The sequence below is a fragment of the Methylobacterium sp. B1 genome, assembly GCF_000333255.1.
Classification (GTDB): Bacteria; Pseudomonadota; Alphaproteobacteria; order Rhizobiales; family Beijerinckiaceae; genus Methylobacterium; species Methylobacterium fujisawaense.
Map to the genome: position 1 here is coordinate 1 of NZ_BACT01000685.1, position 10,848 is coordinate 10,848.

Annotated in this window: 10 protein-coding genes and 1 pseudogene; 8 read left to right on the forward strand and 3 right to left on the reverse strand. The window is 72.0% G+C overall.

Going from position 1 to position 10,848, the window contains the following annotated elements:
- A pseudogene (locus tag I53_RS34105) lies at positions 1-441 on the forward strand (hypothetical protein); the annotation flags it as partial.
- Positions 438-857 (forward strand): hypothetical protein, encoded by a 420-nt coding sequence (locus tag I53_RS20140; RefSeq protein ID WP_043353997.1) that lies wholly within the window; start codon positions 438-440, stop codon positions 855-857. The pseudogene I53_RS34105 and the gene I53_RS20140, both read left to right, overlap by 4 nt.
- A gap of 47 nt (positions 858-904) precedes the next feature.
- On the opposite strand, the gene I53_RS20145 is transcribed toward I53_RS20140, so the two are convergent.
- Positions 905-1,912, reverse strand: a complete 1,008-nt coding sequence (locus I53_RS20145; protein ID WP_043353998.1) for a dienelactone hydrolase family protein — start codon at positions 1,910-1,912, stop codon at positions 905-907.
- A gap of 326 nt (positions 1,913-2,238) precedes the next feature.
- Here I53_RS20145 and phnD point away from each other — a divergent pair, with 326 nt between their 5' ends.
- Positions 2,239-3,261, forward strand: coding sequence for a phosphate/phosphite/phosphonate ABC transporter substrate-binding protein (gene phnD, locus I53_RS20150; protein WP_043353999.1), 1,023 nt, complete (start codon positions 2,239-2,241; stop codon positions 3,259-3,261).
- Between the two features lie 122 nt (positions 3,262-3,383).
- On the opposite strand, the gene I53_RS33435 is transcribed toward phnD, so the two are convergent.
- The gene (locus I53_RS33435) at positions 3,384-3,605 is read right to left on the reverse strand and encodes a hypothetical protein (RefSeq protein ID WP_091954929.1); all 222 of its coding nucleotides are present in this window, start codon (positions 3,603-3,605) and stop codon (positions 3,384-3,386) included.
- 144 nt (positions 3,606-3,749) lie between these two features.
- Between I53_RS33435 and bchO the strand changes: the two genes are divergently transcribed.
- The 5 genes from bchO (at position 3,750) to I53_RS20175 (ending at position 8,500) form a co-directional block, all read left to right on the forward strand.
- Positions 3,750-4,658, forward strand: coding sequence for an alpha/beta fold hydrolase BchO (gene bchO / locus I53_RS20155; RefSeq protein WP_043354001.1), 909 nt, complete (start codon positions 3,750-3,752; stop codon positions 4,656-4,658).
- 109 nt (positions 4,659-4,767) lie between these two features.
- A complete protein-coding gene (locus tag I53_RS20160; RefSeq protein ID WP_043354002.1) occupies positions 4,768-5,553 on the forward strand; it encodes a gamma-glutamyl-gamma-aminobutyrate hydrolase family protein in 786 nt (261 codons plus the stop codon).
- Between the two features lie 167 nt (positions 5,554-5,720).
- Positions 5,721-5,966, forward strand: coding sequence for a ferredoxin (locus I53_RS20165; RefSeq protein ID WP_043354004.1), 246 nt, complete (start codon positions 5,721-5,723; stop codon positions 5,964-5,966).
- Positions 5,966-7,237 (forward strand): FAD/NAD(P)-binding oxidoreductase, encoded by a 1,272-nt coding sequence (locus I53_RS20170; RefSeq protein WP_043354005.1) that lies wholly within the window; start codon positions 5,966-5,968, stop codon positions 7,235-7,237. Before I53_RS20165 ends, I53_RS20170 begins: the two co-directional genes overlap by 1 nt.
- A gap of 9 nt (positions 7,238-7,246) precedes the next feature.
- Positions 7,247-8,500 carry a cytochrome P450 gene (locus tag I53_RS20175; protein WP_043354007.1) on the forward strand — a complete coding sequence of 418 codons (1,254 nt, stop codon included), beginning with the start codon at positions 7,247-7,249 and terminating at the stop codon, positions 8,498-8,500.
- A gap of 43 nt (positions 8,501-8,543) precedes the next feature.
- On the opposite strand, the gene I53_RS20180 is transcribed toward I53_RS20175, so the two are convergent.
- Positions 8,544-10,241, reverse strand: a complete 1,698-nt coding sequence (locus tag I53_RS20180) for a methyl-accepting chemotaxis protein (protein WP_251982380.1) — start codon at positions 10,239-10,241, stop codon at positions 8,544-8,546.
- Between the last annotated feature and the right edge of the window lie 607 nt (positions 10,242-10,848).

Consider the following 10,848-nt stretch of genomic DNA (forward strand, 5'->3'; position numbering starts at 1 on the left):
TCCCAGATCTGCGCGCCGCGGATCGAGGCGCAGGCGCCGACGGATTTCGAGGGGGTCTCGCGGCCCTTCGCCAAGATCTTCCAGCAGGCGGAGGCGCCCGAGGGCGCCGCCACGGTGGTGCGCTATCGGGGGGATTCGATCCGCTTCCTCAGCCCCGCGAAGGAATGGGTACGCGTGACCTACGAGTGCGGGTTCGATGCGGCCAACCGCTCGGTCGCGTATGTGCGGGTGCGGCTCGGCCGGCTCGACCAGGCGGACGCGCCCGCACAGCCGCCGCAGCAGGTCCGGGCCAATGCTCCGTCCCCGCAGCCGATGGCGCCCCAGGCGCAGCAGCAGGCTGGCCGCGTCGGGGCGCCGGTCCCACGCAGGCTGCTTCCGTCGGAGCCGAGCGAGGTCGAGATCCGGCAGGTCAACCCGCGGATCCGGCAGGCGCAGCCATGATCCCGACCCGGTCCCGGCAAGCCAGGTCCCGCCAAGCCCGGTCCCGGCAAGCCCGGGCCGTCCTGGCCCTGCTGGCCGGCCTCGGTGCGGCCCCCGCCGCCGCGCAGCCGAGCCCGCTCTCGGTGAACGATTGCACCTTGCTGCCGGACCCGGGCGCCCTGCGGCGCTGCCTCGATCAGGCGGAGGGACGCGTGGTGGCGCCCCTGCCGCCGGTCGCGGGGCCGGCCACATCCGAGCGCCCCGAACAGGTGGTGCAGGCCGCGCGCGGCGCCCCGGTCGCCAAGCCCGGCGCCAAGCCCGGCGCCAAGCCCGGCGCCCAGCCCGGCGCCCAGCCGCCGACGGACTTCCTCGGCAACAGGCGGGAGCCCGCACCGCGGGCCCATCCGTCGGGACGGACGGTCATCGATCTCCAGTGACGCCTGCACGGCGTCGATCCGGCGTCGATCCGGCGTCGATCCGGCCGTCACGGCCGCCGGAACGCGGCCTCGAGCGCGTCCGAGACGCTCGACAGGGTCGCGGCGCGGGCGGCGGCGTCGGAGCCGATATGCGGGTCGTGCTGCACGCACGGGGCGGTATAGGTGAACGGCGTGGCGTTCGGGCCCTCCACGAGGGCGCCGTCCTCCGCCTCGCGGATCGCGCAGGCCCGGACCGTCTGCGCGCCCTTGGCGACCACGGGGTGGGCCGGCCCGTTCGGGTTGTCGAAGACGTGCTGCGCGCCGGGATAGACGGTCAGGCCGACATCGGCGCCGGCCGCCTTCAGTCGCTCGGCGTAGGCGGCGCAGGTCGCGGCCGGATTGTAATCGTCGCCGCTGCCCCCGAACATCCGGATCGGCCGGTCCACCAGGGCGGTCTCGTCCCGGAATCGGATCGCGCAGTCGGGATAGACCGGCAGGTAGAGGGCGGGGGTGACGCCGGAGCGGTTCCAGGCCGCGTCGAAGCGCTTGAGGCTGGCATACAGCGCAGCCTGGCCGCCGCGCGAGAAGCCCATCACGGCGATGCGCGCCGGATCGACCCGCGGATGCTGGGCCAGCACGCCCAGCGCCCGGTAGATGTCGAGGATCAGGTTCGTGCGCGCGAGGAGACTCTGATCGGTGTTGACGCTGGTCAGGCCCCGGCCGGTGAAGCCGTCGATGGCGAAGGTCGAGATCCCCCGCGCCGCCAGCGCCCGCTGCCAGAACTCGATGTTGCCGCCGAGGCCCCCGGAGCCGTGCATCAGGATCACGGTCGGCAACCGCTCCGACCCCGGCTTGGCGATGCGCAGGAGCCCGGCGACCGTGACGGGCTTCGCACCCTCGGACGTGCCGGTCAGGAACTGCCGGTCGGTCAGCGTCAGGCTCTCGAAGGGATGCATCTCCACGCGGGCGGCATAGCTGCCGAGATCGGCGACGCCGTCCTGCGCCGGCTCGGCGGAGGCCGCACGCGGGCTGCAGGCCAGGAGGCCGGCCGTCAGGAACAGGATTGATCGCCGCATCGAAACGCTCCACAGCCGCGCGATACCGTATCAGCGGCGCGGCGGCCCTGTCGCGGCGCGCCAGGACGGAACCGGTTTCCCTTCGGCGCCCGGTGTCACGCCCTGGGGCTCCGGCGGTGGGCACCTGGATGCCGACGGAAACGGGACGCTTCGGAGCCGCCGCAGGCCCCTGTCACCGGGCCGTGTCCTTCAACTTCTGTTCGACGGACTGCCTTGCATCGCCCGGAAGCCGCCGCCTACAAGTTTGCCGACTTAAGGCTCGGCCGCGATCGAGCGAGGACATGACGGCGCCGGCCCGAGGCACGGCTCCGCAGGGAGGATACCGCGTGACATTCGCCCGATACGGCGCAGCCCTGGCGCTGCTCTGCGGCTTCGGTTCCCTGTCGCCCGTCAGGGCCGACGCGTGTCCCAACCGCGGCCAGCTCGACGATGCCTATTGCGACGCCGACAAGGATCTCGTCGCCGACGTCCCGGCCAAGACCCGTGACCCGAGCGTCATCGTCTTCGCCTACACGCCGGTGGAGGATCCCGCGGTCTACGAGAACTCGTTCAAGCCGTTCACGACCTACCTCAGCCAGTGCACGGGCAAGCGGGTCGTCTACTATCCGGTCCAGTCGAACTCCGCCGAGATCGAGGCGATGCGCTCCGGCCGGCTCACGGTGGCGGGCTTCTCGACCGGGCCCCTCGGCTTCGCCGTCAACATGGCCGGCGCGGTCCCGTTCGCCGCCAAGGGCACCGAGAAGGGGTCTGAGGGCTACAACCTGATCGTCGTGGTGAAGGCGAGCAGCCCGTACAAGACGCTGGCCGACCTGAAGGGCAAGCGCGTGGCCCACACGGCGCCGTCGTCGAATTCCGGCAACCTCGCCCCCAAGGCCCTCTTCCCCGAGCAGGGGCTGAAGCCCGGCGAGGATTACAAGCTCATCTATTCGGGCGGGCACGACAAGTCGGCTTTGGGCGTCGGCACTGGCGACTACGACGCCGCCCCGGTGGCCTCGGACGTGTTCTACCGGATGGTCGCCCGCGGCACGATCAAGGGCGACGATTACCGGGTGATCTACACGAGCGAGAAGTTCCCGACCTCGGGCTTCGCCTATGCCCACGATCTCAAGCCGGACCTCGCCGAGAAGCTGAAGCAGTGCTTCTACGATTTCCGCTTCCCACCCGACATGGTGAAGGATTTCGAGGGCGACGACCGGTTCGCGCCGATCACCTACCTCAAGGACTGGGCGATCGTCCGCAAGGTCGCGGAGGAATCGGGCACGCCGTACAACAAGGTCGCCTACGAGCGTGAGGCCGCCCGCGAGGCCGAGGCCGCCCGCAAGAAGGCCGCGGACGCGCCCAAGCCGTGATGCAGGCTGTGACGGCGGGAAGCGCGATTACCTGAAGCTGCCGCGGGCCGAGGCCGGTCAGCTCAGCGCAGCGGTGCGGGCGGCGCTCTGAGCGCCCCGCTCTTCAGCCCCGGGGCGGGGTCTCAGAGGTCGCCGCCGATGCCGCTGTCGGCGAGGCGCTGGTGATGGGCGAGCCACGAGTTCAGCATCTCGCGGATGACGGCCTTGAGGCTCCAGCCGCCGGAGACCGGGGCGGCGATGTTCTGGGTCGAGGAGGTGAACAGGATCATGGCCTTCTCCAAAGTCCGGGGACGCGTGTTGCTCTTGCTCGCCCGTGATATGCCGCCGTTGTTGCGGCGCAGCAATCCGCTTCCTCTCACCGGTGGCATGCGGCCGCCGCATAGGATTATGCAGTGCTACGAAATACTTCCGGCCATGAACGATAGCACCGCCGCCGCCTCTGGCACCTCCGGCCTCTCCGGTCATGCCGCATTGCGGGATGCGGACGCATGTTGACCGGCGTCGCGACCGACCGACCGGACTGGGCCGTGGAGGGTCGCGACTGGCCCCATCGGGAGGCCAGCCGCTTCGTGGAGGCGGCGGGCCTGCGCTGGCACGTCCAGGAATTCGGGTCCCCGGATGCCCCGACGCTGCTGCTCCTGCACGGGACGGGGGCGGCCACGCATTCCTGGCGCGGGCTGGCGCCGCTCCACGCCCGTGACTTCCGCATCATCGCCCCGGACCTGCCGGGTCACGGTTTCACGGATCCCCTGCCCGACGCCGACCTGTCCCTGCCCGGCATGGCCCGGGCCGTGGCGGGCCTCGTGGCGGCGCTCGGCCGGCCGCCCGTCCTGGCGGCGGGCCACTCGGCCGGTGCGGCCGTGCTGGCACGGATGTGCCTCGACGGCGCCATCGCCCCGCAGCTGCTGGCGGCCTTCAACGGCGCCCTGGCGCCCTTGCCGGGGGCGGCCAATCTGCTGTTCCCCGGCATGGCGCGGCTCTTGTTCCTCAACCCGCTCACCCCGAAGATCTTCGCCTGGACGGCGGACCGCGCCGCGGCCAAGCGGCTGATCGAGGGGACCGGCTCGCGCCTCGACCCGGAGGGCGTCGATCTCTACCGGCGGCTCTTCGCCCGGGCCGGCCATGTCCGCGGAGCGCTGGGGATGATGGCGAACTGGGATCTGGCCGGCCTGCACCGGGCGCTGCCCGGCCTCGCGACCCGGACCGTGCTGATCGTCGGCGGCGACGACAGGGCCATCCTGCCGGACACCGCCTTCGCCCTGCGTGACCGCCTGCCCGACGCCCGCGTCCGCCTGATCCGGGGTCTCGGCCACCTCGCGCACGAGGAGGCGCCGGAGCGCGTGGCCGAGGTGCTGCGCGCGGAGGCTTTGGACGCGGGCCTTCTGTCGCCGCCGTGACCCGGACGGGACTGGCGTCGGCCTTGCGTGGGTCGTAGAGCCTGCCGCGGGCCGCAAGGGCCTGCCGCTTAGACAGCACAATTAGCCAGCACAAGGAGCAGCCGGGACGATGGCGAGACCCGTGATCGGCGTCATCGGCAATGCCCGCCTGATCGACAATCGGTTTCCGGCGCAGATCGTCGGCGAGAACAACATGCGGGCGGTGGCCGCGGTGGCGGGAGCCCTGCCGCTGATGTTCGCCGCCGCCCCGGCGATCACCGACCTCGGCGACCTCCTCGATACCGTGGATGGCATCCTGCTCACGGGCGGCCGCGCCAACGTCCACCCGACCCGGTTCAACACCGAGCCCTGCGCGGCGCACGAGCCCTACGACGAGGACCGCGACGCCGTGGCTCTGCCGCTGATCGAGGCCTGCGTGGCACGCGGGGTGCCGCTGTTCGGCATCTGCCGCGGCTTTCAGGAGATGAACGTCGCCTTCGGGGGCAGCCTGCACCCGGAGATCCGCGACCTGCCGGGCCGGCTCAACCACCGCATGCCGCGCCTCCCGAACGGCGAGATCCATCCGGACTTGGAGGTGATCTTCGCCGACCGTCACGAGGTCCGCCTGACGCCCGGAGGCGCCTTCGCCCGTCTCCTCGGACGCGAGACGATCCGGGTGAACTCCCTGCACGGCCAGGGCATCCTCGAACCGGGCGGACGGATCGTGATCGAGGGGGTCGCCGAGGACGAGACGGTCGAGGCGATCCGCGTCCGCGACGCGGCGGGCTTCGCCCTCGGCGTCCAGTGGCACGCCGAGCACGATCCGGCGACCAACCCGCTCAACCGCGCCCTGTTCGAGGCCTTCGGGACGGCCGCGGCGACGCGGCACCGGGCAAGGGTGGCCGGGGGGCGCTGAGGCGCGGCATCGGCCGCGGACGGCGATCCTGACGGGGCGCCGATGCGGCGGGCGGCCGCCGTCTCCACGCCGCCAGAGGCTGCCAGGCATCGGCGTCCAGGGTCGGGCGAATCGGGCCGCGACGACGGCCCGCGGAACCCGCACCGCCCGCCCGCGGTTGCCTCGCCATGTCCCCCTCTGCCGATGCGTCTTCCGGTCCCCCGTCCGGCCTGCGGGTGAGCGTCGATCTCAACCTGTGCCAGGCCTATGCCCAGTGCTGCTACGCGGCGCCGCGGCATTTCCGCATCGAGGGGCACGAGGCCCTGTTCTACGATCCCGCGCCCGCCGCGCAGGACTGGGACGACATCGAGCGGGCGCGCGTCGCCTGTCCGGTCCAGGCGATCCGGGTCGAGGATCCGGAGCGGGGCGCCTGATGGCGCAGCCCCCCGGGCGGGCCCTGATCGTGGGCGCCGGCCTCGCGGCCCTGCGCGGTGCCGAGGCCCTGCGCGCCGCGGGGTTCTCCGGCCCGCTCACCATCGTCGGCGACGAGCCCCATCCTCCCTACGACAGGCCGCCGCTGTCGAAGCATGTCCTGACCGGTGCCGTCGCGGCCGACGCGACGACGCTGCCGGGACGCCATGGCCTCGCGGCCGACTGGCAGCTCGGCACGGCGGCCGTGAGCCTCGATCGGCAAGCCCGCACGGTCCGCCTCGCCGACGGGCGTGCCCTCCCGTACGATCGGCTGCTCATCGCCACCGGTACCCGCGCCCGGCCGTGGCCGAACCCCCACGAGGGCCGGCTCTCCGGCGTCTTCACCTTGCGCGGGCGGGACGATGCCGCCGCCTTGCGGCGCGCCCTGGCCGCCGGCCCGAGGCACGTTCTGGTGATCGGCGCGGGCTTCATCGGCTGCGAGGTCGCGAGCCTGTGCCGCCAGCTCGGTCTTCCCGTCACTCTGGTCGAGCCCGGCCCGACGCCCCTGTCCCGCGTGCTCGGCAGCACCGTCGGAGGGTTGATCGGCGCGATCCACGCGGGCCACGGGGTCGCGGTGCGCTGCGGCAGCGAAGTCGAGTGGCTGGAGGCGGAGGGCGGCCGGCTGGTGCGGGCCCACTTGGTCGACGGCGGCAGCATCGCGACCGACATCGCCGTCATCGCCCTGGGCGCGGTGCGCAACACCGACTGGCTCGAAGGGTCCGGCCTGTCTGCGGATTGCGGCGGGGTCGATTGCGACGCGCGCGGCTATGTCCTCGACACCGACGGACAGCCCGATCCGCACATCGCCGCCGCCGGCGACGTGGCGCGCTTTCCCCATCCCCTCTACGGGGGCCGGCGCGTCGCCCTGGAGCACTGGAGCCACGCGGTGGCGCAGGGCATCCATGCCGGCCGCCTGCTCGCCGGCGCGGGACCCGAGGTGCCCTACGGCGCCCTGCCGACCTTCTGGTCGACGCAAGGAGACCTCGTGGTGAAATCCGCGGGTCTGACCGAGGGCGCCGACGCCGTGGCGATCACGCAGGGCGATCCGGCCGCCGGCCGCTTCGTCGCCCTCTACGGCCGCGAAGGACGCTGCATCGCGGCGGTCTCGGTGGATTCCGCCCGCTGGCTGCCGGCCCATGCCGAGCTGGTCGCCGCCCGGGCCCCGTTCCCGCCGCGCGGCGCCGCGACCGACCGGCCGAAGGCTGTCACGATCCTCAAGCCGGGCTTGCCCTAAGGAAACCGCATGCCCGACGCCACCCTCCTCAATCAGGTCAAGGATTTCGCCAACCGGCCGAATCCCTATCCGATCTATGCGCGGCTGCGGGAGAACCCCGTCTCGCGCCAGGACGACGGCACCGAGGAGGGCACCTGGGTTGCGGCGACCCACGGCACCATCGCCAGCCTGCTGCAGGACCCGCGGGTCAGCTCCGAGACCCTGCCCCCGGCCGACCGGCCGCGTACCGGCAACCCCCTCACCGACCTGATCGTGAAGCCGCTCAAGGACTGGATGATGGACCGGCACCGGGTCTTCATCTTCCGCGACCCGCCGGACCACGATGCCCTGCGCTCGGCGGTGGTGCACCAGTTCAGCCGGGAGCGCGTTCAGGCGATGCGCGCCCGCTCCGACCAATTGGTCGCCGATCTGCTCGACGAGAAATGCGGCGCCCGGGAGATCGATGCGGTCGACGACCTCGCCTACCCGCTGCCCGTGACGGTGATCTGCGAGCTGTTCGGCGTGCCCCGGGAGGACGAGCCGAAGTTCCACGGCTGGGCGACGCAGCTCGCCACCGCGCTGGAGCCCGACAGCCTGTCCGATCCCGAGATCCGCGCCGAGAACAGCCGGACCTTCGACGCGATCGGCGGCTACATGGCCGACCTGATCAAGGACAAGCGGAAGCACCCGGGGGACGACATGCTGTCGGGGCTTGCCAACCACGCGACCCCGGCCGGGGTGAAGATGGGTGATTACGACCTGATCGCCACCTCGATCCTGATGCTGGTGGCCGGCCACGAGACCACCGTGAACCTGATCACCAACGGCCTGCTGACCCTGCTGCGCCATCCCGACGAGCTGGAGCGCCTGCGGCAGGATCCGCTCCGGGCCCCGCGGCTGATCGAGGAACTGCTGCGCTACGAGCCGCCGGTGCAGTTCCGGACGCGGCGGACGCTCTCGGCCATCGACATCGCGGGCGTGACGATCCCCGAGGGCGCCGACCTCGTGCTGCTGCTGGCCTCCGGCAACCGCGACGGGGCCGTCTTCCCGGATCCCGACCGGTTCGACCCCGACCGCGCCGGACTCCGCCATCTCGGCTTCGGCGGCAGCCTGCATTACTGCGTCGGCGCGCCCCTTGCCCGGTTCGAGGCCGAGGCGGCGCTGACCGCCCTTGCCCGCCGGCTCAAGGCGCCCCGGCTCATCGAGGACCCGCCGCCCTACCGGTCGGGCGCGGCGCTCCGCGGGCCCGAGCATCTGCGGGTGGCGATCGACGGGATCGCATGAGGCGCCGCGGGGCCGGCGGGGCGGCGGCGGCGCCTGATGCCCCTCAGGCGGCCTTGACGGCGGCGAGGAAGGTCGTGACCTCCGCGCCGAGGCTCGCCGAGTAGCGGGCCAGTTCCTGCGCGGCGCTCAGGACCTGTCCGGAGGCCGTCCCGGTGTCGCGGGCCGCCTGCCGGACGTCGGCGATATCGGTGCTCACCGCCTGCGTGCCCTGCGCCGCCTGCGTGACGTTCCGGACGATCTCGCTGGTGGCCGCGCCCTGCTCCTCCATGGCGGCGGCCACGCTGAGCGCCACCGTGCGCATCTCGTCGATCGTGCCCCCGATCGTCCGCATCGCCTCGACCGCCTGCCGCGTCTCGGTCTGTATGGCCGCGATCTGCGCCGCGATGGTCTCGGTCGCCCGGGCCGTCTGCGAAGCGAGCGCCTTCACCTCGCCCGCCACCACGGCGAAGCCCTTGCCGGCCTCGCCGGCGCGCGCCGCCTCGATGGTGGCGTTGAGGGCCAGCAGGTTGGTCTGTCCGGCGATCCCGGCGATCAGGCCCATCACCTCGCTGATCTGGTCGGTGCCGCGGGACAGCACCTGCATCAGGGCGTTCGTCTGGGTCACATCCGTGCTGGCCCGGTCGGCCATCGCGGAGGACTGGGCGACGCGGGCCGCGATCTCGTGGATCGAGGCGGCCATCTCCTCGCTGGCCGCCGCCACGGTCTGCACGTTGCTCGACGTCTGCTCGGAGGCAGCGGCCACGCGCACGGACTGGTCGGTGGTCCGCGCGGCCGTGCGCGTCATCTCCCGGGCGGTGGCTTCCATCTCCACCGCGGCCGAGGACAGCCCCTGCGTCAGCGCGCCGACCTGCGTGTCGAACCGGGCGGTGATCGCGTCCAGCATCTGGGCGCGGCGCATCTTCGCGTCGTTCTCCGCCACGGCGGCCGCGTCGGCCGCGCGCTTGGCGATCAGGGCGTCCTTGAACACTTGGACCGCGCGGGCCATGGCGCCGACCTCGTCGCCGCGCCGCTGGTCATCGACCGTCACCGCGAGATCGCCGTCCGCGAGGCCGCGCATCGCCGCGGTCAGGCGGGTGATCGGACGCGCCAGGCTGTTGCCGACGAGGAGGAGCAGCGCCAGGATCGGCAGGGCGAGGCCGGCGGACCAGACGGCGATGGTGACCGCCCGGTCGCGCACGGCCGCGTGGACATCGTCCCGGTACAGGCCGGTGGCGACGATCCAGCCCCACGGCTTGAACATCTGCACGCTCGCGACCTTCTCCACCGCCACGGACCCGCCGGCGCGCGGCTTCATGTAGTCGACGAAGCCGGAGCCGTCGCGCGTGGCGGTCTCGACCATCTCGGCGAAGTAGCGCTTTCCGCCGGGGACGTCGGTCTGGTCCACCACCCGCTTGCCGACGTTCTTGGCGTTGAAGGCGTTGGCGATCAGGTGACCCTGGGCATCGAGGACGAAGAAGTAGTCCTCGCTGCCGAAGCGCAGGGCGGTGATCGCCGCGAGGGCCGCCTTCTGCGCCTCGGCGAGGGGCATCTGGCCCGCGGTGGCCTGCGCCTCGTAATGGCCGAGCAGGCTCTGCGCGACCTCGGTGAGGCGCTTCGTCATCAGGGCGCGATCCTCGAGCGCCGAGCTGCGCATGTCGACGTAGCTCAGCGCGCTCAGGGCGCCGATGGCCACGAGCACCAGGACCATCACGGCCGCCAGCTTGTGGCGGAGCTTGAGGTTGGCGAGACTGTGCCACGGCACGGCACGGTCGGCGGACGGGCGGCTGGTCTGGTTGGGAATCATCCGAGCACCGGAAGAGGACGCCTGCAGCCTGCCGGAACAGGGTCGCCGTCGGCGCTGCATCGAGCCACTTTCGCGCGATCGGGTTAGTAAATCGCAAAAATTCGCGACTGAGAGCCGGAACCATGAGGGCGGATGTCGAGAGGCGCCCCGTGAAAGCAGCCTATCTCAGTAAATTTACATAGATTAGTATCTAATTCTATTCGAGACGGGACAGCAACTCAACTGTTCACGGCTGTCCGGTCACGCTGTAGTGTACCCGCCTGAAGCAGCCCGTGTCCGGCCGCAGGGGCGAGCAGGCGGTCGGCCCGACGATCAGTCCGGTCTGCGCCACGAGCGCGAGCCTGTCCGGCCGCATGATCCGTCATGGATCGGCAAGCTCCGATGGCGCCGGTCCGGCAGCGGCTCCCGGCCGGCAGGACCGCGGCCGCCCCGACACGGACCGCCCCGACACGGACCGCCCCGACACGGACCGCCCGAGCGGAGCGTCATCGGTATTAAACGTGCTTCGACGATCTTCATGGAAATGCAGCGACGGAATTCCCCTGTGAGGCAGTTGATCTATGTG

Excerpts from the sequence above, each read along its gene's own strand:
- I53_RS20140 (WP_043353997.1), top strand. The coding sequence starts at position 438 with ATGATCCCGACCCGGTCCCGGCAAGCCAGGTCCCGCCAAGCCCGGTCC.
- I53_RS20145 (WP_043353998.1), bottom strand. The coding sequence starts at position 1,912 with ATGCGGCGATCAATCCTGTTCCTGACGGCCGGCCTCCTGGCCTGCAGC.
- bchO (WP_043354001.1), top strand. The coding sequence starts at position 3,750 with ATGTTGACCGGCGTCGCGACCGACCGACCGGACTGGGCCGTGGAGGGT.
- I53_RS20160 (WP_043354002.1), top strand. The coding sequence starts at position 4,768 with ATGGCGAGACCCGTGATCGGCGTCATCGGCAATGCCCGCCTGATCGAC.
- I53_RS20165 (WP_043354004.1), top strand. The coding sequence starts at position 5,721 with ATGTCCCCCTCTGCCGATGCGTCTTCCGGTCCCCCGTCCGGCCTGCGG.
- I53_RS20170 (WP_043354005.1), top strand. The coding sequence starts at position 5,966 with ATGGCGCAGCCCCCCGGGCGGGCCCTGATCGTGGGCGCCGGCCTCGCG.
- I53_RS20175 (WP_043354007.1), top strand. The coding sequence starts at position 7,247 with ATGCCCGACGCCACCCTCCTCAATCAGGTCAAGGATTTCGCCAACCGG.